This window comes from Marinomonas mediterranea MMB-1 (assembly GCF_000192865.1).
In the GTDB taxonomy this organism is placed as follows: domain Bacteria; phylum Pseudomonadota; class Gammaproteobacteria; order Pseudomonadales; family Marinomonadaceae; genus Marinomonas; species Marinomonas mediterranea.
The window spans coordinates 3,063,110-3,089,509 of sequence record NC_015276.1; the positions used below are offsets into that span (position 1 = coordinate 3,063,110).

The following is a 26,400-nucleotide window of genomic DNA, read 5'->3' on the forward strand; positions in this document are numbered from 1 at the left end:
ATGCGCATTTGTCACTCTATGGTTTGATCTTTCTAATAGGAGATTATGTAAGGCTTTTTTATGCATTATCAATGTTTAAAATCGTAACTAAGACGCGACATTCGTTTTGCAAGCATTAACGCCAGATCGCTTTCGTTAAACCAGAGCGACGTTGGACGCGTTTTTTCAACGCATCTTGAAGAATAAACTCGTTCGCCCATAGCTCGAAATAGTGTTTTGCCCGTGTGATTCCCGTGTAAATAAGCTCTTTGCCTAAAACAGGGGACGCATTGTTTGGCAGGATCATGGTCACACGCTCAAACTCGGAGCCTTGAGATTTGTGCACCGTCATGGCGAAAACCGGCTCAAAGCTGGTAATGCGGCTTGGTAAAAAGCCTTTCATTTCACCGTTGGCGAGAGTAAACCAAACCCGTAAGACATTCTGTTCATCTGGCAAGCACAGCCCAATATCGCCGTTAAAAAGCCCTGTGTTTGAATCATTTCGCGTCATTATGATGGCTTTGCCCGGATACCACATGGATTGGGATTCTATATAACCTTGTCGGTAGAAATACGTTTCCAGTGCATCGTTAACGAATTCCACGCCCATTACCCCTTGGCGCACCGCCGTCAGCACCTGATATTGATTAAACGCGGTATGCAGCTCTGCCGGCGCCACACGCTGTCTGACTTGAGCCCAATAGGTTTTGTAGCCCTGCGCCAAGGCTGCAACATCCAGTTGAGTCTCTTTAAGATCTGTCGAACGCCAATACACGTTATCGTAGTCGCCGCGAAGCACTCTTAGTGTGCCATCAACCTGACATTGATTGACCGCAGACGCCAATAACCCAATGCCACTTTGGTCATTAAAGCGATAACTCTTACTCAAGAGTGATAAATGACGCTGAATCGCAGGCGCTTGTTCGATCACTTGGCGGGACAAACGCTCCAGCTCCGCTGCGTTCAATGAGTCCGTTAACCCTGTAAATTGCGCCCGTGTTACTTTCTCGCGCTGAATGCCAAAGGTCAGGTCCCCTAAAACATTTCCAGCCTCGACTGAAGAAAGTTGATCTTTATCGCCGAGTAACACCAACCTTGCATGCTCTGGCAAGGCTTCAATTAATTTTGCCATCATTGGCATGTCCACCATCGAGACTTCATCCACCAGCAATATATCGATGTGAAGCGGGTTTTGTTTGTGGTGTTTAAATTGAGAGCGCCCATAATCCGCCCCTAAAAGACGATGTAAAGTGGTGGCGGTCTCTGGTATCGCATCCAGAATGGGTTGGGCAATATTGAGTTTTTTCTTCGCGCCAGAGATGGATTCAGTCAAACGTGCAGCAGCCTTTCCGGTCGGCGCGGCTAGAGCAATTCGAGGCAGCGAGCTTTTATGTAGAGCGTTGGAGAGCAAGCGAGCATCGCTTTCTCGGAATTCGTTTGTTAAATGGTCTCGCTCTTCGTTAGCCGCTTCATCAAGAGACTGCCAAACAAGCAACGCCAACAGTTTAGTAACCGTTGTTGTTTTACCCGTACCCGGCCCACCACTGATGATAGAGAAATCCATACTCGCGGCGTTCGCAACGGCGATCTTCTGCCAATCTAACTCACTGCTTTGAACATCACTGGGAAACAAAGAGTCTAGTTTCTGCCCGTCCACTTGCCTTCGACCCTTCGACTCTTGCAATTGGATAAAAGACAGAACACTCTGTTCATAAGAAAAGTAACGCGCCAGATACAAAAGACCAGCATCAGTCAGTATCAAAGGCGCAGAGCTAGCTAAAGAAAAAGAAGCGCTAGAAGCAGAATGAGACGACGCACCATCAAACAAGGCGACCAGTGGACTGTCGCTCAAGCGACGATACCACGCACCTACGCTATGAATATCAAGCGCTGACAGGACAACACTTGGAGCCGGATGGAACTCTAACCCGGCTAAATCACCATTGAAAACCGCCGTTAGGTCGATGCAAGTGTGTCCCGCCCCAAGATAGGCGCTGACCAACACGCCCGCAAGCAAGACAGATTCGTCTTGCGATGAAACATGATCCTGAAGGTGATGAATCCACTGTAAATCAACAGGACGAATGGACTTGGAAGACAACCAAGCATCAAACCATTTTGTGTCTGACTCAACACTTGAATTAGAGAAGTCCAAACTGCTTTTCCTCCTGCTGTTCATTGGCAAACAAAGCATCAATCGCTTCGACATGCGTTTGACTTAAACGATTCGAAAAAACGCCCGTTGCGCCCTCTTTTTGCAATCCACGTAAAAACAAATAACATACGCCACCGACGTGTTTTTCGTAATCGTAGTTCGGCAACCTTTGTTTTAAAAATCGATGCAACGCCAAGGTGTATATCTGATATTGTAAATCGTATCGATGCTCTGCAATCGCGGTCTGCATTGCGTCTGGATTGTAGTCCTCAAAGGCATAACCAAGGTGATTCGATTTGTAGTCCAGTACGTAATAACGCCCTTCCCATTCAAACAACAAATCGATAAAGCCCTTCAACATGCCTTTTAACGGGCGATCCTGAATCGGCGGCGCACTTTGCGATACTACGTCGTGCAAACGCGCAATACGATCCAATTGTAGGGCGTTCATTTTACTAACGGGAATATAGAACTCCATCTCCTTTTTACATTGCTCCGGCGCAAGATCGGACAAAGAAATAGCACGCCCCTCACTCCCCGATATGATCGGAGCATTGAGCATATCAGGAAGCCAGCCTCGCAACACATCCGCCCATTCCTCATAACCATGGGCAGTGAAATAATCATCCAGTGCGGTCTGATTACTGACTTTTAATAATTCGGAAAAGCCCATATCCTGCGTTTGCTTCTTAAACGTCACGCCGTTAAAGGCTTTTCCTTCCAAAACATCGTGCAAAAATGTACCGGGATTCGCGCCTTTCGGAAAAGTAAATCGACTGGCTTCTTCTGGTATCGCTTGCTCATCGGGCGACTCAACGGCTTGATCGAGTAGGTTCGAGGCCGCACCGGAATCAATGTCCAATTCATCAAACCCCGGTTGAGCAGACGCCTCGTGCGGAGCTTCGACGACCAAAGAAGAATAGCTTCCAACCCACCAATCACGCTCGATGTGCCCAGTAAACTGGCGAACGCGGGCGTCTAATTCGGCGTCATTGTTCATTTGATATGGCGGCAAAGCCTCATCGTCTTGACCAATGGATTCGACTTTCACCAGTGCATTGCCCTGCTGTTCAGCAAACCGCATTAGGCTTGGCAATAAATCCCCCGCGTCCAACGGTTCGCCCTCACAAACCAACGCCCCCACGCCGCTCAAATGATTATGCAACTCGGGCGCTTTGGTCTTACTTGGCCCTTTTCCGACTTCCATCGAACCAATAAAACACGCGTCTTTTGAGCGAGTTAGTGCAACATAAGCCAAACGAATTTCGGCCGCGTAAGCCTCGTCGAAGTGCTGCTGAGCTTCCTCGTCGGTTGGATCAAACGACACCATTAACTGTCCGTTTTGATCATGATATAACGCCTCTTTGGACGCATTGCGCACTGGCGCGAACGCAAACGGCAAATAAACAATTGGATATTCTAAGCCCTTACTTTTGTGGATGGTGACAATTCGCACCAGCTCAGCATCAGTTTCCAAGCGTATTTTTTGCTCGTCGCTGTCTCCGTTCGGATTCTGTATCGACAAACGAAGAAAGCGCAACACGCCTTCTTTTGAATCCAACTCAAGGGATTTTTCTTGCAGCTTTTCAAATAGGTGAAGTAAATCAGTTAGTCGTCGTTCGCCATTTTTCCGAGACAATAAACTGGCGGGGATAGACAAATCTTCCAATAACGTTCGAAGCATCGGCAACAAGCCTTTATCATCCCACAGTTGCCAATACTGCTGAAACGCTCGCGCCCATTTTTCATAACTCAAGTCATTGTGATTTAACGCATCGATCTCTTCGAGCGTCCAGCCGATTAGCCCCGTCGCGAGCGCCGAACGCGTCGCATTTTCTTTGCCTTGTTCGATGATGGCGTTGAGTATAATCAGCAACTCCGTCGCTTCCTGACTGTCGTACACCGAGCCTTTGTCACTTAAGTAAACGCTGGGAATACCTCGCTCCGACAAGGCGCTTTTGAGTAATTGCGCTTGAGTAAAGTTACTCACCAACAACGCGACGTCTTTCGGGCGAATCGGATCGTCACCCACCATTGCGCTGCTTTCAAGACCTTCGTTTAACAACCGATGCAAATGGTGAGCACAGCGTTCTGCCATCGCTTCACGATAGCGCTTCACCGATACAGGGTGCTCTTCGTCTAAAAACAAAAATTGGAGCGCGGCTTGAGGTTGGCCGTGGCGATAAAACGTGGTTTTAACCTCTCGGTCTTTGACTTTAACGAATGGAATGCCTTCAACCTGAAATGGATTTGACTGAGTTGAAAACAACCCATTTACGGCACGAATCATGGCCGCAGAGGAGCGATAATTGGTTGCCAATGAGTAGATTTGATGGGCGTCTTTTTTGGCCGACAAGTAAGTAAAAATATCCGCACCACGAAACGCGTAAATGGCCTGCTTAGGGTCGCCGATCATGATCTTGCCGATCTGCTTTTGCCCTTCATGCGCGTCTTTGTATATGTTAGAAAAGATGCGATATTGAACTGGATCGGTATCCTGAAATTCATCGATCAGGGCAATCGGGTACGTCGTTCGAATGCGCTCGGCCAATACCTGCTGCCCTACTCGCTCAGACTCATCCGTCAAGGCAGAATCCAGCGTCGTCAACAAATCGGTAAAGGTTAAGGATTGAGTGGATCGCTTCCATCGAAGCATGCGCGCTTGAACTTGCAGCCAAAGCTCGGGAATCAATACGGATTTCAGTTGCCCTAGAGACTCTGATAATGCCCTTAACTCCGCGACTTGCGCAAAAATACGGTGACGTGGCGCTTCGCCGCCTTTCGCTAATCGCGTTTCATGCTCACGTGCATCAATGAACTTTAAACAATCTGGCACGGACAGCGCGCTTGAATTAGCCCACGCCTCTAACGCACGGATATCTTTCGACGGGTCCTTCTTCCAAAAGTTGCGCTTTATGCCACTGTTGTTCATCGCATCGATGATATCAGGCGCACTCTTTAACCACGTTTGTTTGATGTCTTGAATCGAGCTTCGTAATGCTTGTATATGCGAACGCCAATCGAAGTCGATTTGATGATATTGCGCGTCTGGCTGGCTTTGCAATACTCGCAGTTCTTTTAGCAGCGCCATCGGCTCGGCCCAAAAACGCCTCACGAAACTCGCTTCGGTTTCACTCAAATCCGCTACAAAACGTCGCCATACATCTTTGACTGCGACGGTTAATGGCGCCATTTCATCGGTTTCTATTTCCTGACGAAAGAGCATGCGGCTCTCAAACGCATTTTGACTCAGCATGCGCTGACAAAATCCGTGAATCGTAAAGACGGCCGCTTCATCCATTTGCTTCTCAGCGTACAAAAGCTTTTCAATGCCATCGGCGATTTGCGCGTCGGTGAAGTGGTTTCGCCATTCCATCAAAAAAGCATCGTCACTGTGCCCACTCATAAGCGTTTTACGTGCTGCGCGTATACGAACCCGAATTCGCCCTTTCAATTCCGCCGTGGCCGCTTCCGTAAAGGTTACCACTAAGATTTGATCGACCGTCAATGGCCTTTCGAGATCACATTCGCTGCCAGACGGAACGAGCAAACGCAAATACAGGTTTGCGATGGTATAGGTTTTTCCCGTTCCCGCACTGGCTTCAATAAGTCGCTTTCCAAACAATGGGAAAGTGTGAGCATCCAAGGCAACCGTTTCATTCAGATTAGGCAAGGTATCACCACTCATGCTTTGTTCTCCAACGGTTTTAAATGATGGTGCAATGGCAACCAGATAGCTCTCACGTTTTGCTCAAATGCCGCTCTATGCGCACTCAAGTTCGGATAAAAGCGTTGCCAATATGGGTCCGACACTTCAACGGAATGATACTCGTCGTCTAGCTCTTGATAGGTTTCTAACGATTTTGAAAACGCCGTCTCTTCACATTCCAACGCTTTTTTATTGAGGTAGGACGCGCACCATGTATCCGACGACTTGGCGGGAAGCAATTGTGGCATCCGAAGCCCATTGTTTAGCAGGGTTAACATGATTTGTAATTGAAGCTGTGCATCGTCTGGTGTGACGGCGCTGAACTCCAGAGTTTTGACCTTGCCTTTAACATCATTCACAAATACGTGCCGTTTCGGCGTCCCCTGAGCACTCAACAAAAGATGCTCAAGCCAATACACGATCTTTTGGTTCGCTGTCAAATCCCCTAACCGATAAGACACACGCATGGTTGCGTTGGTCATGGGCAACCACCCCGTTATGCGACTGGTTCCGGCCTCAGTCGTTAAGGTTAAATCCACTTCCTGATCCGGCAAGGCTTCAACGCCATGCGACTTCACGGCCTCAGATAACCCACGACACTGCTGCACCACCTCATCGAACGCCACCTTCCCCATCGAACCAGACGGCAAGTTACCCGTAAAAGGTAAGCGTGCAATCAGCTCCGCCTCTTCGTCTTTGAGCATGGCCTCTAGCAGCTCGACTTTAATCTGATAACCAGACAAGCCCGTTAAGGCAAAAGGCTCGTCTTCCAGCTCGTCTTCTTCGTTAAACGACAAGTACGCGCGCAAGCGCTTTTGGGTAAAGTAGCGCGCAGGGTGACGGAAAAAGCGTCGGAGCTCGTCGACATCAAGCTCACTTAAATCGCCGTCGTAGTCTGTCAGTGGTTCAAACGAAAACGAATCAAATTTTTCCCCATACACGTTTTCTAAATAGAAAAGTGGCAACCACTGCTCGTTATAGCTAAACAAAGATTCGTTGTCGGTTAACAAAGGCGACGCCGAGTAGTAATCCGCGTTAAAGGGTTGCAGTGGGTGTTCTGTCACCACATGGGACATCATATTCTGAGTTGAGACATCAGGCTCTTTCAGTCGATCACGTTCAAGCGTACAACTCTGACCTATGTACTCCACCAGCTCGCTTAAAATAATCGATGGATTCTTCTCGCTGTTGTCCTGAACACTGCGTCCCACGTAACTCAAATAGAAGGTATCGCGCGCGGACATAAGCGCTTCAAGAAAAAGGTACTTATCGTCCTCACGTGGGCTTCGGTCACCACTTCGATAATCCCCCACCATCAAATCAAAGCCCATTGGCACGGCATTTCGTGGGTAATCCCCCTCGTTCATACCAAGTACACAAATCACTTTAAACGGCACGGAACGCATTGGCATGAGGGTACAGAAATTGACACGCCCCGCTAAAAATCGGTGTGAGCCTGAACTCTCTTGCAACCTTGGCGCAAGCACTTCGCGAATCACCGGAAACTCAATGTCATCATGAAAATTTGCGCCCTGCCACTCTTCTTGCAGTGTGTTCAAGTGGCGCGTAAAAAGCGATCGAAACGGGTCTTCATCGGTGAGTTCGAAGTAATCCGCCAATAACGCGTTGAGCGTCGAAATCCACCCTTCGGGTGATTGTGATTGGGAAAAGTGCGTTGCCGATGCCTGCAACTTATCCAGAAAATCGGCTAATTTACCTGCAATACTGGCTTCCAGCCCCTCAATATCGCCGTAACTAAGAATGTCCTGCCAAATATGATCGTGGCCCACACTGTAGCCAAGCAACATACGTTTAAGGCCATGATGCCATGTATGAATGGTCTGTTTCGGCAGATCATGCTGTGTGGCCGTTTCTTCCGTGAGCCCCCAGCGTACACCGACCTCCGTCGCCCATTGACGAACCCGTTCTAGCTCTTCAACGGTTAAATCAAATTTCGCCATGACAGCGGGCACTTCGAGAATACTGATCAGTTCAGACAAGGTAAAACGACTGTCGCCAAGCCCTAATAAATACAAAAAGGCATCAACAACAGGGTTTTCTAACCCGCCAGACTGATCAATCAAAACAAACGGAATACTTTGTCCGATGCGGTTCTGAGGTTGAGCAATAGAGGAACCAGAAGCACGATGGCCACCCGCATTTTGAAACACCTTTTGTGAAAAGACGGCTTTCACATAAGGGCTATAGCGGTTCACATCCGGCAGCATCACAATAACGTCTTTCGGCGTTAAATCAGGGTTTGTTTCAAAAAGAGCAAGCAACTGATCGTGCAACACTTCAACTTCACGCAACGGGCTATGGCAGACGTGTACTTGAACACTTCTATCTGATGCGGCAACCGTATGTCGATATTCTGCCGTCGCGACGAGCTCTCGCTCCTCTTTCGCGCCATGATTTTCCATGGTGAACACATCTTGTTGTACACGATGCAAAAGGCTGACTTGGTTTTCGTCTAAGCCGTCTAATAAATAGTCGTCAAAGATCTCTAACTCAGCGTCCGCCACATCCTGCAACTGCGCAATATAATCTCGGCCTAACCTACCCCAACTTGCCAATAGCGGGTTCGCATCTAAGTGCAACATATTCGTATGCATGCCGGGTTTTAGCGTTTGGCGCTTGATCGCACGTCCTACAAAGTGCTTATCAACCACATCCCCCCAATAGAATCGACATGGGTTTTGCAGAAAAAGATGCATCTCTATCCAACCGCTGTTGGCGAGAACTTGAAGCGCATTCAACGTATTCGGTGGTAAAGACGACACACCAAAAATAAAGATGCGTTCTGGAACCGATGAAGGGCGAGGTTGGCTTTTCGTCATGTCGGCCAAAGCTTCAAGCAAGTTCGCGCGATGATACAGCGACATGCCATCGTGTGAAATATCCGCCATGAGTTCGCGCCACAAGATCGCCTGCCAAGGTTGCGCCTCAAATTTCTCACGTAACTTAAGAGGTAAGGAGTCTTCTTGATTGGACTCCCAAGCGCTGATCCAATCAGGACGATACACCAAATATTGGTCATAAATATCGGCAACCGTTGCGCACAACTGATAACGACGAACCTGACTGCCATCTTCCGCTAAGTAATTCGACAAATCAGAAAACGCGTCATTGTCTTCAAAGCGTTCGAGAATACGCATGAGTCGCCAAGTTAAATACGGTTTGTTAAAGGCACTCTGAGCGGGAATATCGTCCAAGGCTGACTGAAAAACACGCCATACGAAGCTTGAAGGAAGTGGAAAATCGACACCGGCGGACACGGTCATTAACTCGGCCAATCGAATGTTCAACCATTGCGCCATCCCCGGAGTTTGCACCAAAATACATTCGCTCTGAAATACATTTTTCGGCGGACTCACGCTCAGGATTTTAGCGAGCAGAACAGACAAATCTTCCAGTTTATTGCCTGTGTAAAGTTGAAACATACGACGCCCTTCATTGAGAAAACAGTAACTCAATGAATTTTAAACAGAATAGTCACTTTATACGAGCAACCAAAAAGAAATATAGCAAATGAGCGTAAATACTCTCTGAGAATGGCTGCTATCTGACAATGGCTGCTAGATAGCGTTTTCGAAATCAGGTGAAACAACAATACAAGCTCACAAAGCAGGTGTACGCAACGACCTGCTTTGTGATTAAACGAAGGCGATCAAAGTGGCAATTAAAGTAGTAATCAAAAATGACATGCGCCTTACTTTCCTAACCTCACTCCTTCTTACTTACTTTTTTTAGTACTCACGCTTGGCTCGCTGCAAGTGGCATTTCTTTGGCTAGCAGGGCAATTACGCCAGTTACAACACAGGCTTTATATAGAGATTAAGTAAGTTTATGACGGCTAATATCCATGCGTTCATGCAGTACGCGCACAATATCCAGCTTGTTTTCAGTAAATTGATACAAGATGATGTAATGCTTGTAGGGGTGCAAACGGATTCCAACTTGAATATAGCCTGCTTCACGGCCTAATAACGGCGATTCTGCCAGCATCTCAAATGACACGGACATATCTTTGATATAGCTGTCAGCTTGGGAAGTGCCCCATGTGTCGTAGGTATATTGCCAGATATCAAGCATATCCTGACGAGCCAAGGGGCGAATAGAGATATTAAACATCTAGGCCAGCGCGTCCTTTAGCCTCTGCAAGGATGGCATTTACATCAAACGGCTCAGGCTCACCGCTTTCCAAGCCTGCTGTGACGGCAGCGCGTAAAGCGATTAGCTTGGCCTGATAAACTTCATCCTGTTGCATTTTGATGCGTAAGGCTTCGCGGATGATTTCACTGGCGTTGTTGTACATACCTGTATCAAGTTGCTGCTTGATATAGTCTTCGAAGACTGGGCTTAAATTGACATTCATAATATTGACCTCTCTTCTTCCATATTAGTCATGATTGTCCAATATTGTCAATTTTAGACATAAAGAATTGCATCCAAGGACAGGTAATTCTCAAAGAAATGTTTGGTTTTAGAATAGAGGGACGGCGATGACTGTCTCTTTTTCTCTGATGTAATCTCTCATATTCATTGCTACGTGCAGCCATACTTTCATTGGACTGAAGTTCATGCCGTATCTTACATAGATATCGCGAGGATCAATAAGCAGCTCATCCACAAAATTAAAGCAGCAGAAGGCCACGGCAACGATCCTCAGACCTTACGCTTGGCACATTTTTCTATATCAATGGGCAATAACATGCTCGAAGGTTTTCAGGATGAAATGCAAAAGCACTCAGAAAAGAGTTAGCGCAGATTGGTGTGAAGGTTAAAAAATGGTTAGAGCGTACCGTTGGCTGAAACGGTTAGAAAAACCATCATCAAAACATACGAGCGCTTAATCCAAGAACTGGAGAAAAAGAAGCGTTCTTATAAGAAAAAAGTTAAAACTGAACGTAAGTCAATGCAAGCTTTTGAAACCGCCCTGCCCATAAGGCTTTTCCAGCAGGTTTCGGACAAGGATCACTTTTTGGTGGAGCTAAGCGGGATCGAACCGCTGACCCCTTGCATGCCATGCAAGTGCTCTCCCAGCTGAGCTATAGCCCCACAAAAAGTAGGCGAGATTTTATTGATCGTGCAAGATTCTGTCAAGTCGTCTAATCGCACAAAATTATCGCGACGCTAAATTTGTGCCGCTGAAAATATCGCAATGGGGTTTCTATTGACATTTTGTCACAGAAAACGATCAAAATTTGCGCCATACTTTCTAATAATTCGTTGATATAGTTTGATAAGCAGCTGGCACCAAGTTCGACGTCTCGGTATGAGTACACAGCATCTTTCAAGAAGAAACCATAAAAACAAGTAAACAAAAGCGTAACTTCACATGGGCAACGGGGGCGAGATTACATGAACTCGGATGAATTAAAGCAAACTCTGGGTGATCTACTGATGGCTCAACAGCCAATTTTTTATGAAGATCAATCCATATTTGCCTATGAGCTGCTTTTTCGAGATCGCGCCCAAAATGTCGCCGTTTTTGACAATAACGAAGTGGCCACCAGCCAAGTGTTGGTTAACTTATGCATGGGCATTAGCCAAAACGAAGACGATTTGTCCGATCCCTTTTTTATCAATATGTCGCGTGACCTGATCATCTCTGATGCGTTTTTACCGATACCGAGTGAAACGGTTTTTATAGAGATCCTTGAAAATCAGGTTATCACCGATGAGTTCATCAACTCTGTTCAACGCTGGCGCGACGCTGGTTATCGATTTGTTCTAGACGATTATTTTTTTAACCAAGAGTATGATGCCCTTCTTCCGCACATTACGATTATTAAAGTCGATGTTATTGCCACGCCACCTAATCAGTTTTTGAAAGAAATCGAGCAACTAAAGGCAATGGGCATCTCTTTGATTGCGGAAAAGGTCGAAGACGAATCAATGTTCGAGCTCTGTAAGTCGACGGGGTTCGATCTTTATCAGGGCTATTACTTCCAACGTCCTGAGATTATTAAGGGAAAGAAAATAGAATCCCATGTCAAAGACGCACTCAACCTCGTCAGCGCACTGCAAGACGATGAGGTTTCGGTCGACGAGGTTGTCGCTATTGTTGAGCGCAGCCCTCAATTGTCTTTTCAATTTCTTAGAATTTTGAAAAGCCCAGTTTGCGGCATTCCAAAACAAGTCGAAACCATAAAAGAAGTTGTGATTTATATCGGCCTTGCACAATTAAAATGCTGGGCAACAATACTGACACTAACGGCCAACGATGACATAAAAAGCAGCTCATTAAAGACTGCATTGGTGAGAGCAAGATGTAATCAGTTGCTCGCACAAGACTTACAGCATGTCGATTCTGACAAAGCATTTATCGTCGGGTTACTGTCCTCTATCGATTTACTCTTTGGCATCGAAACACAAGAAGGGCTAAAAAACATTGCGCTCAGCGATGAGCTTTGTACCGCCATTAGTGAATATAAAGGTCACTTAGGCAAAGTACTGTATTTTACTTTGTCTCAAGAACAACAGGATTGGAAGGTACTCACTCAGCTCCCTAAAGAATCCCTGAGCAAACTGAATAGCGCTTTTATCGAGGCGACACGCTGGTCAAATGAAATAATATCGCTTACGAAGTAATCAACGCGCTTAGTTTTTTGAATTCTTTACGTTTTTTAGGGCTTTTTTTAGAAATGATGATTGACACTTTATAAAAAAGTCATAGAATACGCACCACGTTTTCGCGCCAGTGTGATGGAATTGGTAGACATGACGGATTCAAAATCCGTTGCCTCACGGCGTGGCGGTTCGAGTCCGCCCACTGGTACCAACGAAAGCTTCAAATTTTAAAAAGCCGCTTAATCTTACGATTAAGCGGCTTTTTTCATGCCTTTAGAAATCCGAATTCAGATCAACGTAATCTGGCAAATCTTCTTCAGCCGGTATCGGCATAGATTTACCTTCTGCATCAATCGCTACGAACTTAAACAGAGCTTCTGTTACTTTCTCACGCTGACCAATACGGCCTCGGCGCACCCAAGCTTCTACGTGAATATTCATGGACGTTCTGCCCGTCGACTCAACGTAGGTATACACTCCCAAAATATCGCCGACTTTCACAGGACGAATAAAACTCATACCGTCGATCGATACCGTTACAACACGTGTCTGAGCACGTTGTCCCGCACATATACCTGCTGCCAAGTCCATTTGGGACACAACCCACCCACCAAAAATATCACCCGACGGGTTAGTATCAGCGGGCATTGCCACCGTACGTGTTGTTAAACGCCCTTTTTCTACTGGTTCACTCGACATACATTCGCCTCTGCCTTTTTATACATCCGTTCATTATGACATAAGCTCGGATTTCTAGTATATCAACCGGTAGAAATTCGATAAGAGAATATTAAGAAAATGCGCATTAATAAAAAACGGATTACGAAAATCCGTCGTCGTGTGTATCGTGATCGACTTTAGGAAACAACTCACATCCATATATAACAATGACGGCAAGAATAACACCGAAGAAAATACCAATTCCAAATTCCATTTTTCACTCCTTGAACTTAACATTTTTAGATTAGCTTTATTATCAGAAACCAACAAGCTTAAAACCGATACTTTAATGATCACGGCCATATATCAACAAAGCGCTGGCCGTCACTCTTCCACCGCTCAACTTCTCAATTCTTAGCGCATACGCTGTTTCACCCGAATAATCCGTTCTGGGCAGTCGTCCTCGTTTCATCCATTTATACACTGCGCGAGAGCTTACACCACACGCCTTAGCAACCGCCGGAACACCGCCATCCACCTCCTTTATTAAATCCTTTAATGCACGCATATAGGAACCTCCATTAATATGTACTTTCAGTACATCATAAATGTGAACTGAAAATTCCTCAATAGTATTTAATAATTGAACTTTAAGTTCATTAATTTACGGGAAGCAAGCGTGTCATTCTCAGATCGCCTAGCAAAAGCATTGCACTCCATTGATATCCAGCGCCACGGTGCAGGTGCATGGCTCGCGAAAAAAACAGGAACCACGGTGAAAGCCGCAAATAAGTGGCTCAATGGCGAATCTCACCCAAGACGCGAAAAAGTAGAAACGATCGCAGCGCTGACAAAAGTTAGAACGGAATGGCTGGAATACGGAACAGGCTTGATGAGAGAAACCAAAAGCCACATGCAACTCAATGAGCCGTTAGCTGACTATACCGTCTCCTCAATTGCTCAACCGTCACGCGCACATCACTCGACACAGAGTATCGAGCTGCCGTACCTAAAAGAAAGTGAGCTCACGACAACACAGCGCCCGACATCAAGCGAAGCGATGATATTTAACGCCAGTCTACTAGAACACGCGGGCATCGAGCCTGCGAACGCTCTTGCGTTCTCGTTATCTGGTGACAGCATGGCACCGGTACTTCCGAACAACGCGCTTGTCGCCGTCGACACAGAAGATACGAGTATAACCGATGGCAAAATATACGCGTTTGTACACGGAGAACTATTGCGCGTTCGTTACCTCTATCGATTACCTTACGGCGCTCTGTCGGTTCGATCTTCAAACCCAGCAATAGAAGACGAAGCGCTAACAAAAGACCAAGTAGACAACATTCGTATCATTGGTCGAGTGTTCTGGTACTCTGCTGTGATCTAATCGATCCCCCTTTTTCTTTATATCTACTTTTTTCTATCACTATTTTCTAGTTACCTATTTTCCCTAGCACTATTTGCTAGTTACCTGCGCCTTCCCCGTCATTTCTATCAGCTCGATAGAAATGGCCTTATAGACTCCCTCACGACAAGACGAAATAGAGAAGGTGATCAAGTTAAGGCTGAGTCACTCGCATTAACATTTGTTTAACATTTTTGGCATAAATAGATGGTACTTTTTTCTGCTAGAGCTATAACTGTATTCGATCAGTGTAAAGTAACGTGTTGCAACGAGTGTTTATCAATAAACCCTATCATCGCAAAGGAAGTCATTATGCTTAGAAAAACCTTCGTAACGGCGGCGGCCGCATCCCTGTTCCTCACAGGCTGCCAATCGCTTTCGTCGACATCCAAGCCGAACGAGCCTCTTGATCTAAAAATCGTTCATATCAATGACCACCACTCTCACCTGACGGCCGACAAAGGTGTCGATCTAACATTAGGTGGTAAGAAAACGCGCGTGGCAGTTGGAGGGTTCCCCTCCGTTGTAACGGAGATCGATGAGATCACAAGCGTTGACACGCCTGTTGTCAAAATTCACGCGGGTGACGCCATCACAGGCGATTTGTATTACACGCTCTTCAAAGGCGAAGCTGACGCGGCGCTGATGAATGAAGCCTGCTTTGATGTCTTTACTTTGGGCAACCATGAATTTGATGCTGGAGACGAGGGCTTAGTTAAATTCCTTGATTGGTTAAATTCAGATCCGAACTGCACAACGGACGTTATATCTGCAAACGTGAAGCCGGAAGTGGGCGTTTCTCCTCTTGCGATTGATACCGCTGAAGATTACTTCACGCCCTACACAATCAAAGAATACAACGGCGAAAAAGTCGGTTTTATCGGGATCGACATTGCCAACAAGACCAAAAATTCTTCTAGCCCAGACGCAAGCACCCTCTTCCTTGATGAAGCAGAAACATCACAAAAATACATTAACGAACTTGAAGCAATGGGCGTTAATAAAATCGTTCTGGTTACCCATTATCAGTACCAAAACGACCTAAAACTTGCCGCTAAGTTGGAAGGTGTCGACGTTATCATTGGCGGCGATTCGCACACGCTACTGGGTGATTTCGCATCCGTCGGTCTCGACGCAGCAGGCCCTTATCCAACTAAAGTGTCTGATGCGAGCGGCAATCCAGTGTGTGTTGCTCAGGCATGGCAATACTCCGCTGTTGTGGGCGAGCTAGACGTTTCATGGAACAAAGACGGTGTTGTTACGAGCTGTGCCGGCACCCCTCACCTCCTGTTAGCAGACAGCTTCAAACGTAAAAATGCGGACGGCAAGCGCGTTGAGTTAACGGGTGCTGCACGCGATGCCGTGTATAGCGATATCGCCAGCAACGACAACTTATCGATTGTCGAAGAAGATGCATCCGCAGCGGCGACGTTAGCGAAGTTCTCAACTCAAGTAGACGCAATGAAAGGCGAAGTCATCGGTCGATCTGCAAGCACGCTGTGTCTTGAGCGTATTCCAGGCCAAGGCCGCTCTAAACTGTGTGATCGCTCAATGACGGCCAGCCACGGTGCAGACATCTCCAACATTGTTGCAAAAGCGTTCCGCAACATGAGTAAAACGTCCGATATTGCCATTCAAAACGGCGGTGGCGTCCGCGTTGATATTGCAGAAGGTAACCTGACCATTGGCGATGCTTATACACTGCTTCCATTCTCCAACACCATCGTTGAACTGGACATGACAGGCGAAGAGATACACACGGTACTCGAAGAAGCCTTTGACTACGCAACCGCTGAAGGCGGCTCAACAGGCGCTTACCCTTATGCGTCGGGGTTACGCTGGAAAGTGAACGCGACCATGCCAAAAGGGAAGCGTTTCTATGATCTAGAAGTCATGAAAAAAGGCGAAAGCTGGAAACCACTCGATCCAAACGCAACTTATAAAGTGGCGACAAATGACTACATTGCGGGCGGTAAAGATGGCTACGTAACGTTTGGCAAAGTCGTGAAAGAAGGGCGCGTTTTGGATACTTACCTAGACTACGCGCAAAGCTTTGTTGATTACGTGATGAAAGTCGGCACAATCGACAAACTGCCTTTAGCTGAATACTCAACCCAAGTATTCATCAACAAAGACGGCGTGAAACAGTAACCACTGGTTCACCTTCGCTTCTTGTTATAAACACTCACGATTGCAGCGCGCTGTGATCGTGAGTCGTTTCCAGAAAATACCGCTAGATTCACTTAGCGGTATTTTTTTAGTTAGCTCCCTATCCGAAACTCTGTTCACAACCAAAAATAAAACACCATCAAAGCCTGAGCTTGCGATTAATCTATGGTAAATGGTAACAAATAGACTTTGCAGAAACAGGGAAGTAGGAAGTCACGTCGTGATTAACATGACCAAGAGCGACTCGACGCTCGCTTCCCTATATTATTCTACTAGCACCTTATAAGTTTAAGCGTCAGGAGAAAGTATGGAAACCCACCTCGGATCATGCCATTGTCAGGCAATACAATTTGAAATAGAGACAGATTTTCCTGAACTGACAACGTGCGATTGCTCTATATGCATCCGTAAAAACGCACTAAGGCTCAAGGTTCACGAAAGCAACTTTCGTCTAAAGTCTGGAGAGGCAAACCTCACTAAATATCAGTTCCATACTCATACCGCTGAACACTACTTTTGCAAGACTTGTGGCATCTACCCATTTCATAAAAAAAGTGTGACGCCTGATTTCTATGGAATCAATGTGTTTTGCCTTGAAGGGTTTGATCCAGAAGGTATTCCTGTTCGAGCGACGGTTGGTAAAGGTATGGTTTAGGGAGGACGATTGGAAACGCAACATATAGCAATACGCTTAGAATGAATTAGAAAAAACTCGACTTAGAAACGACTTAAGCAACACAAAATTTAAAGGGAAATCACATTGTGCACGATGTAAATTTATCCTATAGAGACACAGAAACTCTCCCGACGTTCATGAGCATTGTTGCTCTTCTGCAAAACGTTTAAACCACAATATGTAAAAAACCTGAGAACTAAACAATGGAAGAAGAGCTCTACTTTGATAATTCAGCCACTCTAAGAATATTTTCAGAGACTAAAATAGACTTCGAGGAGATTGAAAAAACACTAGGAATAACGCCAACGAGCAAGCATAAAAAAGGCGAACGTCGAGGAGCTAAGACTCCCCCTTATAAGCATGATATGTGGAGTCTAGAATCAGGACTAAAAGAAGAGGAATCACTCGAAAAACACTTACTTGCTTTGTGGGGTATTCTTAAGCCTCATAAGGAATACTTACTAACACTAAAAGAAACAGCAAAAATAGATGTGTTTTGCGGTTATAGATCAAATAACCATATAGCAGGTGTAGACCTATCACACCAAGCCCTCGAATTATTCAGTGAACTAAAAATTGACTTCAGCTTGTCCATAATTACCACATAACAAACTATAGCGCCCACCCCAAAGACACCAAACCATCAAAAACAAAATGATGAAGTTCGAACATAGTAACATCTAGCGTGGCGGGTATTAATTACACTAGAAAGCCGCTCGTATTCCTAACACGTTGAAGAGCAATATTTTTTAAGACTGCTATTATAAACCTTATGTACAACTAAATTACCTCTTAGCTTCTATTTTCGGGTTGATTTATCGAGAAGTCACACCAGCCTAAAACCCATGAATAATGAATATAAATTTTAAATATAATAGATATAACTTAATAGAATTATAAGAAAAACTAATCGCATCTTATAGTAAACGCCGATTATTTTACATCCAAAGGACGAGACTGCATGCTTAAAAATCTAAAGATTCAAACAAGGTTAAACCTCAATTCCTTACTACCACTTATTGGCATAATTGCAGTCGTCTTAATTTCTTTATCTGACCTAAAGCAAGCTAACGAAGGCGTCGGGCGAATTTATGAAGACAGGGTCATTCCTTTAGAAGACCTAAAAACCATTGCAGATAACTACGCAGTCTTTGTGATCGATGCTGTTAACAAAGCCGACGCTGGACTTATGACGGGCCCAGAAGCACTTAGAGGAATACAGCAAGCAAGAAGCGAGATTAAGCAAAAGTGGCAAAAATACATGGCGACCGCTCTCAAACCCGAAGAAGCAAAGTTAGCCCATGAAGCCGAAGCATTATTTATAGATGCAAACAATTCGTTAGACCAACTAGAAAGCGCATTAAAAAACACCACTGAAGCAGATCTAAAGAACACAGTCAGCGCATTTAATGGCCCACTGTATAAAACCATTGATCCAATCAGCGAAAAAATCACCGAACTCGTGGCTTTACAGCTAGCCGTAGCTAAACAAGAACGTGAAGACATCCAATCCGACTACAAAAAGCAGAAAATACTACTTTGGGTGCTGACTGCACTTATTATCCTACTCCTTATTATTTCGGGCTATGTCATAAATAAATCGATCATCACACCGCTCGATATACTCAACAATGCAATGCGAAAAGTATCAACGGAATCAGACCTAACAATGCACATTGAAAGCAAAGGAAAGAATGAACTCGCGAGAATTGCAGCAAATTTTAATCACATGCAAGAGCAGCAACGCATTCTAATTTCAGGAATCAGTAATGCCACTCAACAACTGACTAGCGCTGCTTCTCAAATGACCTCGATCAGCTCAATGGCAGGCAAAAACATAAACAGCCAAAGAGAAGAGATTGAACATGTTTCGAGTGCAATGAATGAAATGGTTTCGACTTCATTAGAGGTTGCAGATCAGGCCAAACAAGCCAATCAAAATACAAAAATCATGCAAGATAAAGCAGATAGTGGTAACGCCGTAATGGAAAGCACCGTCCATGCTGCAAGCTCCCTAAAGAACAATATGGAGAACGTTGTTAACCAGATAAAATCTGTGGATAACGACACTCTTAACATCAACTCAGTGGTTAATGTCATCAACGACATTGCAGAGCAAACTAATTTACTTGCACTCAATGCGGCTATAGAAGCGGCACGTGCTGGGGAACAGGGGCGTGGGTTTGCAGTCGTAGCGGATGAAGTAAGAACTCTGGCACAGCGAACACAGACGTCAACCACTGAAATACAAAGCACAATCGAAAAGCTTCAACAAGGTACACGTGTCGCAGTACAATCAGTAGAAACGAGCAGAGAAGAAACTGACCAAGTTGGCATCAAAGCAACTGAAGCCAGCCAAAGCTTTGTTGATATTACGCAATCAATCAGCAATAACACGGAAATGAACACGCACATTGCTTCAGCCAGCGAGCAACAACATTTAGTATCAGAGGAGATCAACTCCTCCCTAACAAGAATCAGCAACTCTGCACAAGATACAGCCAAAGGAGCCGAGCAACTTTCAGACGCCAGCGACCAACTCATGGTATTAGCGTCGGACTTAAATGGACAAGTAAGTAAATTCAAAATTTAAACTCGAAAGCAACTTGAGAACCTGAACACAGCAGGAGCCACATTCGTTGAATGGTTAGGCTCCTCATTTCTCCAAACACCTGATATTGATGGTTTTACAAACATTCGTATCGTGATCTACTGCAAGACTTAACTCACCCCCACAAAACCCAATCACACCAGCGATAAAACTCCTTCCGACCTAAAGATGACTTTGTGCTTTCTACCTCAACGACACCGAAATCCTATTGATTCAATAACGTAATACATCACATTTTATTTCTCTAGAAGTTACGTTATATTGGAACTCCATCGTACAGGGAGCACATTCATGGAACAAAACACATCGACTGCTGGAGCTATTATTGGATCTCTTATTCTCCTCTCTCCTGTCTGCCTAGCAATCTTTTTTTGGATTCGAGCACGTACCTTCAAAAAACGATTTAATAACCTAAGTGACAGGAACTCGAAATGCCAAAGTGAAGTTGAATCATTAAGACAAAAACTTTCTCCAATTTTTGACGCGGAAGTCGAGGCAGAACAACTCAGGAACGAGGCAACAAAACTTACGGAAACAGCACGCGTTGCTTTAGCTGAAGCAGATGAAAAAGCACGTAAGGCAATTCAAAAGAGCAAAGATGACGCTTATACAATCGTTAATAGCGCCCAAGAAGAGGCCGCATCACTCATACTAGATGCTAAAGAAGAAGCTCAACTTCTGCGACGAAATGGAAAAGAGACCCAAGAAAAAGCACTAGAAAAATCAGAACAATTAAAAAGCGAAGCATTAGTCGAATCAGATAGAATAATCGAATACGCCAACAAACGTGCTCAAGATATAGCTGGCGAAGCACTCGAAGCGAAAAGTAAAGCCGATCACTATCAAGACGCAATCATAGCGATGCAGAATGCTATTGATGGCTACAAAGACGATTACATAATCCCAAACCACACCTTACTAGATGAACTGGCAGAAGAATTCAGCCACAAAGAAGCCGGTGAACAACTAAAAACCCAACGCAAGCGCATTAAAGAGTTAATTAGTATCGGCAGAGCAGCCGACTGCGATTACGCCGAACCAAACCGACGCAAATATGCTATTCATTTTGTAATTGATGCATTTAATGGCAAGGTCGATTCTGCACTATCAAAGGTGAAGCATGATAACTTAGGAAAGATTAAACAAGAGATTATCGACGCCTTCGCCCTTGTAAATCATAACGGAAAACCCTTTAGGAACGCCCGTATATCACGAGAGTTTTTAGATGCTCGTCTAGATGAACTTAAGTGGGCAGTCGCCACTCATGAACTCAAACAGCAAGCGCTCGCGGAACAAAGAGCTATTAGAGAACAAATCCGCGAAGAAGACAAAGCACGCCGCGAGATGGAGAAAGCTATAAAAGAAGCTGAAAAGGAAGAACGATTACTTCAAAAAGCATTAGAAAAGGCACGAAAAGAGCTATCCGACGCATCGGATGACCAAAAGAAACAATATGAAGCACAACTTGCAGAGCTTGAGTCAAAGCTATCTGAAGCGGAGCTGAAAGGACAACGAGCGGTCTCTATGGCCCAACAAACCAAGCAAGGACACGTCTATATTATTAGTAATATTGGCAGCTTTGGGGAACATATCTATAAAGTAGGGATGACAAGGAGACTTGAACCACTTGATCGAGTAAAAGAACTGGGCGACGCTTCTGTACCGTTTGGCTTTGACGTACATGCAATGATATTTTCTAAAGATGCGCCATCACTTGAGAAGGCACTACACAAAGCCTTCTACACTCAATCAGTGAATAAAGTTAACCCGAGAAAAGAGTTTTTCAAATTGCCACTTTCAGATATAAAAAGCGCTATTGAAGCAGAAGACATCACAGATATTCATTGGACAATGAAAGCAGATGCCGAGGAGTATAGAGAGTCATTAGCTATCGAGAAAGAAATGGCGCTACTAAATAACGAAAAAGCCACAGCTTAAGAATAGGAGCCACATTCGTTGAATGGTTAGGCTCCTCATTTCTCCAAACACCTGATATTGATGGTTTTATACAAAGCCTAGGTAACGCATTAGTGGGCCAAATAAAGCAACACAGGCACACACAATCGATTCTCAGCTTCGCACAAAACTCTGGTCAACTATTATTTAATGACCGAAAGAGCCAAACCTCACCAAACATCTACACCATACTCAGACCGCTAAGCACTATTTTTGCGAGATCTGCCGCATATCCCCGTATCAACAATAAGCGCGCCACTAGAATTCTATGGAATAAATACGGCTTTCCTTGAAGGGTTCGATAAAATGTACTTTATTTCGAGGTGCGAGCGATAGATAATTTGCTACGAAGAGGCTCAGAGCGCGCTAGACCTGTTAAGCGCCCCTACGCAACAGAGCTATTGGAAAAGGAATAAAAGACAGGCATAAAAAAGGCACCAAATGGTGCCCGGGACCGGAATCGAACCGGTACGATATTTCTATCGCAAGATTTTAAGTCTTGTGCGTCTACCAATTTCGCCACCCGGGCAGTAAGTATCTCTGAATGGAGGCCGGAGTCGGAATCGAACCGGCGTACACGGAGTTGCAGTCCGCTGCATGACCACTCTGCCATCCGGCCTTATATTCAGATACTTTTTGAGATAAAGATGGAGCGGGAAACGAGGCTCGAACTCGCGACCCCAACCTTGGCAAGGTTGTGCTCTACCACTGAGCTATTCCCGCACGCTTCCATTATCTCGGAAGTTATGTATTTGATGTCACTTTAATGAGTGTTCGCTTTAGAGCTCTCTAAAACGAGAAAAGGCACCAAATGGTGCCCGGGACCGGAATCGAACCGGTACGATATTTCTATCGCAAGATTTTAAGTCTTGTGCGTCTACCAATTTCGCCACCCGGGCAGTACTTTCTGAATGGAGGCCGGAGTCGGAATCGAACCGGCGTACACGGAGTTGCAGTCCGCTGCATGACCACTCTGCCATCCGGCCTTTTATTCAGAAACTTTTTGAGATGGAGCGGGAAACGAGGCTCGAACTCGCGACCCCAACCTTGGCAAGGTTGTGCTCTACCACTGAGCTATTCCCGCGTCTCAAGAAGTGGTGCATATTTTATGGATTTTGGCCTCAAGGTCAAGGGAAAAATCTAAATAAATTGCCTACTTAGCCATTTTTTTCGTTTGCGTCCGCTTCATCTACTTTGTTGGGCATTAACGAAGGCCATGCCGCTTTTAAGTAGACATACATAGACCAAAGCGTTAGCAACGCGGCAACCACAAGCACCCACTCACCAACGTTTGCCCATTCCGTCCCCGGCTTATTCCCTAATAAGATAACGATGGACAACATTTGCATGGCTGTTTTTAGTTTACCAACGTAGGACACTGCCACACTTGCACGGTTGCCAATTTCCGCCATCCATTCACGTAACGCAGAAATCACAATTTCGCGCCCTATGATCACGGCGCCAGCCAATGTCATTAGCGGAGTTGAATAGCTAGCGATCAGTAACACCAGTGCAACTGAGACCATCACCTTGTCTGCAACAGGATCAAAAAACGCACCAAACGGGGTGGCTTGATCTAACTTTCTGGCAAGAAAGCCGTCGAGCCAATCGGTAAACGCAGCAATGGCAAAAATAATGGCGCAGGTGTGATACTTCCCTTCCCAAGGCAGGTAATAGAGCCCCACCATAATAGGAATCATGAAAATGCGAAGCGATGTCAGAATATTAGGTATGTTCATTGTTGTCCAAACGAATACAGCTTAATGAAAATTTTCGACTTTAAACAAAGCAAGGTTCTCTGCTCGTACCACTATGATACACTCCAAAGTGTTTCAGTTTTTAAGGGGGCACGCGCAGATGATACTCATAGCTTAACTTTTATGGAGGTATTGGTATATCTCTTCTGCTTTTTTTGCGCTAATTCCTTTAACTTTGGCTATTTCTTCCTGACTCGCGGCGAGCAACTCTTGATAACCACCAAAAGAAGTAAGAAGGTCTTTTCTTCGCGTTGGTCCAACGCCTGGTATTTCTTCCAACACGGAATGTCGGCGCTTCTTATCGCGGCGACGACGGTGACTCTTGACGGCAAAGCGGTGCGCTTCGTCCCGTATGTGCTGAATTAGGTGCAATGCCGATGAGTCGGGCGGCAAAACCACTTCGTCTTCCTTAGAACCAATGTACAAGGTCTCTAGTCCGGGTTTACGAGTATCACCCTTGGCAACACCCAGTAGAAAGATATCCACCAAACCTAGCTCTTTTAGTACGTCTTCTGCTTGCGTTAGCTGCCCCTTACCACCGTCAATCAGCAAGACGTCTGGCGCGTCTATTTCACCGTCTTTTACTCTTTTGTAGCGGCGCTGAAGCGCTTGTTTCATGGCACCGTAATCATCGCCTGCTTCAACGCCTTCAATATTAAATGAGCGATAACGCTTTTTGTCCGGCCCATCCGGCCCAAATACGACACACGATGCTACGGTGGCCTCACCGCTTGAATGACTGATATCAAAGCACTCCATATGGCTCGGAGGAGATTTGAAGCCTAATACCTTTTGCAACGCGGCCACACGACTAAAGTGGTTACGCTTATCCATTAAGCGGGCTTGCAGACCTTGCTCGGCGTTTAGCTTAACAAGATCTAACCAGCGTGCGCGCTGCCCTCTAACTTGAGACGTGATTTCTACTTTTCGTTTTGAGGTTTCGAACAGTGCCGCTTGAAGAACATCCATATCTTCTACGTCGTGACTGAGAATAATCGACTTAGGCAGCTCATGCCCGCCAGACAAGTAAAACTGGGCGACAAAATTACTCAACAACTCGGCTTCGGAAATTTCTATCGGCATTTTCGGGTAGTAACTTTTACTGCCTGTTACCTTGCCTTGACGCACCAGCATTAGATGCACGCATAGGCCGCCGGGCTGGATAATCGCAGCAACAATGTCAGCATCCCCGCTTTGCCCGTAGACATTCTGCTCTTCTTGAATGTGCTTGAGCTGCACGACCTGATCTCTCAGCTCAGCGGCGCGCTCAAACTCCATATCCACCGCCGCCGTTTTCATTTGCGCGGTAATTTCACTAACAAGTTCTTGGTTCTTACCCTCCAAAAACATACGTGCGTGGCGAACGTCATTTGCATACTCTTCATCCGCGATAAGCCCATCGACGCAAGGGCCGGAGCAACGTTTGATTTGATATTGAAGACAAGGACGGGTTCGGTTGGCGTAGTAGGAGTCTTCACATTGACGAACCTTAAACACCTTTTGCATGGTGCTTAGGCTTTCCCTTACTGCAGTACCGCTGGGGAATGGGCCGTAAAGCTTACCCTCTACTTTCTTTCCGCCTCTTCGAAACAAGAGCGCGGGATGGTCATGATGTGACAAAAGGATGTAAGGGTATGATTTATCGTCGCGAAGTAAAATATTATAAGGAGGACGATGTTGCTTGATTAGAGTTTGTTCAAGCAGAAGCGCTTCAGTTTCGCTTTTTGTGATCGTAATTTCTATGGCGTCGATACGACTCACCAACGCCATCGTCTTGGTCGTTAGTCCCGTTGCGCGAAAATAGCTAGACACTCGATTTTTTAAGTTTTTTGCCTTACCAACATACAGCAACTCGTCTTTGCCATACATTCGATAGACCCCCGGCCTTGTCGTTAAGTGACGAACAAAATGCTTAGGGTCAAACTCTGAATTGTCCACGCAACCTCGTTATATACGTTTTGAAGCTCTTTGGAAGGAAGTAAATTAACCTAGACCGAGTATGTTATAGCGCATCGCTAATCGAGCCAGCTCAACATCACTTTCAATGTTAAGTTTAGAGAAAATGCGAGCTCGGTACGTACTGACCGTTTTAGGGCTGACATTCAATTGATCGGCAATTTCGTTGGATTTTTTACAATCCACGATCATTTGAGCGACTTGTAGCTCTCTTTCAGACAAGGCGTGTAACGGCGAGTCACCATCTATCGAAGAGGTTTTTGCAAGTGCAATTTTCTGCGCAACACTCTTAGAAATGTAACGCTCACCTTTCGATACAGTATCAATTGCATCCAAAAGCTCTAGTGATTCAGCGCCTTTGGTGACGTAACCACTTGCTCCCGCTTCAATCAACTTGGTTGGGTACGGGTTGTCGTCCATCGCTGACAGGGCAACGATCTTAATAGAGGGATAACGACGTGTAATTTCCACAGTCGCTCCTAGTCCACCGATGCCTGGCATATGAACATCCATCAACACGATGTTTGGTTGTTCTTCACGTATAAACTCAAGGGCCTCTTCTCCACTATGAGCTACGCCAATCACTACCAAGTTTGGCGCATCCTGCAAAACTCGTTTTAATCCTTCACACACTAAATCGTGGTCATCCACTATGAGTATCTTGTGCACTGTTGCCTCACCACCCAATACATTTATAGCTTTTTACAGGCTTTATCGTTATCTACCGCTTATTCTTTATATTATCTCTTAGCGCGGTTTCAGCCTAGACAAATATGTGCATTTAATTA

The 26,400-nt window shown here is 45.4% G+C and carries 18 protein-coding genes and 8 tRNA genes; 8 read left to right on the plus strand and 18 right to left on the minus strand.

Annotated elements, in window-relative coordinates:
• Positions 1-115 precede the first annotated feature (115 nt).
• The 7 genes from recD to MARME_RS14045 all read right to left on the minus strand — a co-directional run bounded on the left by recD (position 116) and on the right by MARME_RS14045 (position 10,904).
• Positions 116-2,134 carry an exodeoxyribonuclease V subunit alpha gene (gene recD / locus MARME_RS14020; RefSeq protein ID WP_013661925.1) on the minus strand — a complete coding sequence of 673 codons (2,019 nt, stop codon included), beginning with the start codon at positions 2,132-2,134 and terminating at the stop codon, positions 116-118.
• Positions 2,121-5,822 carry an exodeoxyribonuclease V subunit beta gene (gene recB, locus MARME_RS14025; RefSeq protein ID WP_013661926.1) on the minus strand — a complete coding sequence of 1,234 codons (3,702 nt, stop codon included), beginning with the start codon at positions 5,820-5,822 and terminating at the stop codon, positions 2,121-2,123. The genes recD and recB overlap by 14 nt, the downstream gene beginning before the upstream one ends.
• Complete coding sequence (gene recC / locus MARME_RS14030) at positions 5,819-9,286, minus strand: exodeoxyribonuclease V subunit gamma (RefSeq protein ID WP_013661927.1); 3,468 nt, start codon at positions 9,284-9,286, stop codon at positions 5,819-5,821. Before recC ends, recB begins: the two co-directional genes overlap by 4 nt.
• 394 nt (positions 9,287-9,680) lie before the next feature.
• Positions 9,681-9,977 carry a type II toxin-antitoxin system RelE/ParE family toxin gene (locus MARME_RS14035; protein ID WP_013661928.1) on the minus strand — a complete coding sequence of 99 codons (297 nt, stop codon included), beginning with the start codon at positions 9,975-9,977 and terminating at the stop codon, positions 9,681-9,683.
• On the minus strand, positions 9,970-10,221 hold the full coding sequence (locus tag MARME_RS14040; RefSeq protein WP_013661929.1) for a type II toxin-antitoxin system ParD family antitoxin: 252 nt from the start codon (positions 10,219-10,221) through the stop codon (positions 9,970-9,972). The genes MARME_RS14035 and MARME_RS14040 overlap by 8 nt, the downstream gene beginning before the upstream one ends.
• A 108-nt stretch (positions 10,222-10,329) precedes the next feature.
• Positions 10,330-10,500 (minus strand): hypothetical protein, encoded by a 171-nt coding sequence (locus MARME_RS22570; protein ID WP_013661930.1) that lies wholly within the window; start codon positions 10,498-10,500, stop codon positions 10,330-10,332.
• A 328-nt stretch (positions 10,501-10,828) separates the two neighbouring features.
• Positions 10,829-10,904: transfer RNA gene (locus MARME_RS14045), tRNA-Ala, on the minus strand.
• A gap of 303 nt (positions 10,905-11,207) precedes the next feature.
• Here MARME_RS14045 and MARME_RS14050 point away from each other — a divergent pair.
• Both MARME_RS14050 and MARME_RS14055 read left to right on the plus strand, forming a co-directional pair.
• Positions 11,208-12,440: an EAL and HDOD domain-containing protein gene (locus tag MARME_RS14050; protein ID WP_013661931.1), complete on the plus strand. Its 1,233-nt coding sequence runs from the start codon at positions 11,208-11,210 to the stop codon at positions 12,438-12,440.
• Between the two features lie 105 nt (positions 12,441-12,545).
• A tRNA-Leu gene (locus MARME_RS14055) sits at positions 12,546-12,630 on the plus strand.
• A 62-nt stretch (positions 12,631-12,692) separates the two neighbouring features.
• On the opposite strand, the gene MARME_RS14060 is transcribed toward MARME_RS14055, so the two are convergent.
• Together MARME_RS14060 and MARME_RS14065 are read right to left on the minus strand one after the other, a co-directional pair.
• A complete protein-coding gene (locus MARME_RS14060; RefSeq protein ID WP_013661932.1) occupies positions 12,693-13,118 on the minus strand; it encodes an acyl-CoA thioesterase in 426 nt (141 codons plus the stop codon).
• 307 nt (positions 13,119-13,425) lie between these two features.
• Complete coding sequence (locus tag MARME_RS14065; RefSeq protein ID WP_013661934.1) at positions 13,426-13,647, minus strand: YdaS family helix-turn-helix protein; 222 nt, start codon at positions 13,645-13,647, stop codon at positions 13,426-13,428.
• A gap of 111 nt (positions 13,648-13,758) precedes the next feature.
• Here MARME_RS14065 and MARME_RS21545 point away from each other — a divergent pair, with 111 nt between their 5' ends.
• The 6 genes from MARME_RS21545 (at position 13,759) to MARME_RS14095 (ending at position 21,881) form a co-directional block, all read left to right on the plus strand.
• Positions 13,759-14,469 (plus strand): S24 family peptidase, encoded by a 711-nt coding sequence (locus MARME_RS21545; RefSeq protein ID WP_013661935.1) that lies wholly within the window; start codon positions 13,759-13,761, stop codon positions 14,467-14,469.
• Between the two features lie 330 nt (positions 14,470-14,799).
• Entirely contained in the window at positions 14,800-16,638 is a 1,839-nt protein-coding gene (gene nadN / locus MARME_RS14075) for an NAD nucleotidase (protein ID WP_013661936.1), read from the plus strand.
• 325 nt (positions 16,639-16,963) lie between these two features.
• Positions 16,964-17,311 carry a GFA family protein gene (locus MARME_RS14080; RefSeq protein WP_013661937.1) on the plus strand — a complete coding sequence of 116 codons (348 nt, stop codon included), beginning with the start codon at positions 16,964-16,966 and terminating at the stop codon, positions 17,309-17,311.
• Positions 17,312-17,535: 224 nt separating this feature from the next.
• Entirely contained in the window at positions 17,536-17,940 is a 405-nt protein-coding gene (locus MARME_RS14085; RefSeq protein WP_013661938.1) for a DUF4279 domain-containing protein, read from the plus strand.
• Positions 17,941-18,293: 353 nt separating this feature from the next.
• Positions 18,294-19,925 carry a methyl-accepting chemotaxis protein gene (locus MARME_RS14090; RefSeq protein ID WP_013661939.1) on the plus strand — a complete coding sequence of 544 codons (1,632 nt, stop codon included), beginning with the start codon at positions 18,294-18,296 and terminating at the stop codon, positions 19,923-19,925.
• 309 nt (positions 19,926-20,234) lie between these two features.
• Positions 20,235-21,881: a DUF4041 domain-containing protein gene (locus MARME_RS14095; RefSeq protein WP_013661940.1), complete on the plus strand. Its 1,647-nt coding sequence runs from the start codon at positions 20,235-20,237 to the stop codon at positions 21,879-21,881.
• A gap of 460 nt (positions 21,882-22,341) precedes the next feature.
• Here the strand turns inward: MARME_RS14095 and MARME_RS14100 are convergent.
• The 9 genes from MARME_RS14100 to MARME_RS14140 form a co-directional block, all read right to left on the minus strand.
• A tRNA-Leu gene (locus tag MARME_RS14100) sits at positions 22,342-22,428 on the minus strand.
• A 16-nt stretch (positions 22,429-22,444) separates the two neighbouring features.
• Positions 22,445-22,518, minus strand: a tRNA-Cys gene (locus MARME_RS14105).
• A gap of 29 nt (positions 22,519-22,547) precedes the next feature.
• Positions 22,548-22,622 (minus strand) — tRNA-Gly (locus tag MARME_RS14110).
• Positions 22,623-22,711: 89 nt separating this feature from the next.
• Positions 22,712-22,798: transfer RNA gene (locus MARME_RS14115), tRNA-Leu, on the minus strand.
• A gap of 13 nt (positions 22,799-22,811) precedes the next feature.
• Positions 22,812-22,885: transfer RNA gene (locus MARME_RS14120), tRNA-Cys, on the minus strand.
• A gap of 23 nt (positions 22,886-22,908) precedes the next feature.
• A tRNA-Gly gene (locus MARME_RS14125) sits at positions 22,909-22,983 on the minus strand.
• Between the two features lie 73 nt (positions 22,984-23,056).
• On the minus strand, positions 23,057-23,638 hold the full coding sequence (pgsA, locus tag MARME_RS14130; protein WP_013661941.1) for a CDP-diacylglycerol--glycerol-3-phosphate 3-phosphatidyltransferase: 582 nt from the start codon (positions 23,636-23,638) through the stop codon (positions 23,057-23,059).
• A gap of 132 nt (positions 23,639-23,770) precedes the next feature.
• Positions 23,771-25,594 carry an excinuclease ABC subunit UvrC gene (gene uvrC, locus MARME_RS14135; protein WP_013661942.1) on the minus strand — a complete coding sequence of 608 codons (1,824 nt, stop codon included), beginning with the start codon at positions 25,592-25,594 and terminating at the stop codon, positions 23,771-23,773.
• A 45-nt stretch (positions 25,595-25,639) separates the two neighbouring features.
• Positions 25,640-26,281, minus strand: a complete 642-nt coding sequence (locus MARME_RS14140) for a response regulator (RefSeq protein WP_013661943.1) — start codon at positions 26,279-26,281, stop codon at positions 25,640-25,642.
• Positions 26,282-26,400: the final 119 nt, after the last annotated feature.

What these genes read in the sequence shown, in the direction of transcription:
- recB (WP_013661926.1), bottom strand. Translation starts at nt 5,822, where the DNA reads ATGAGTGGTGATACCTTGCCTAATCTGAATGAAACGGTTGCCTTGGAT.
- recC (WP_013661927.1), bottom strand. Translation starts at nt 9,286, where the DNA reads ATGTTTCAACTTTACACAGGCAATAAACTGGAAGATTTGTCTGTTCTG.
- MARME_RS14035 (WP_013661928.1), bottom strand. Translation starts at nt 9,977, where the DNA reads ATGTTTAATATCTCTATTCGCCCCTTGGCTCGTCAGGATATGCTTGAT.
- MARME_RS14040 (WP_013661929.1), bottom strand. Translation starts at nt 10,221, where the DNA reads ATGAATGTCAATTTAAGCCCAGTCTTCGAAGACTATATCAAGCAGCAA.
- MARME_RS14050 (WP_013661931.1), top strand. Translation starts at nt 11,208, where the DNA reads ATGAACTCGGATGAATTAAAGCAAACTCTGGGTGATCTACTGATGGCT.
- MARME_RS14060 (WP_013661932.1), bottom strand. Translation starts at nt 13,118, where the DNA reads ATGTCGAGTGAACCAGTAGAAAAAGGGCGTTTAACAACACGTACGGTG.
- MARME_RS14065 (WP_013661934.1), bottom strand. Translation starts at nt 13,647, where the DNA reads ATGCGTGCATTAAAGGATTTAATAAAGGAGGTGGATGGCGGTGTTCCG.
- nadN (WP_013661936.1), top strand. Translation starts at nt 14,800, where the DNA reads ATGCTTAGAAAAACCTTCGTAACGGCGGCGGCCGCATCCCTGTTCCTC.
- MARME_RS14080 (WP_013661937.1), top strand. Translation starts at nt 16,964, where the DNA reads ATGGAAACCCACCTCGGATCATGCCATTGTCAGGCAATACAATTTGAA.
- MARME_RS14085 (WP_013661938.1), top strand. Translation starts at nt 17,536, where the DNA reads ATGGAAGAAGAGCTCTACTTTGATAATTCAGCCACTCTAAGAATATTT.
- MARME_RS14090 (WP_013661939.1), top strand. Translation starts at nt 18,294, where the DNA reads ATGCTTAAAAATCTAAAGATTCAAACAAGGTTAAACCTCAATTCCTTA.
- MARME_RS14095 (WP_013661940.1), top strand. Translation starts at nt 20,235, where the DNA reads ATGGAACAAAACACATCGACTGCTGGAGCTATTATTGGATCTCTTATT.
- pgsA (WP_013661941.1), bottom strand. Translation starts at nt 23,638, where the DNA reads ATGAACATACCTAATATTCTGACATCGCTTCGCATTTTCATGATTCCT.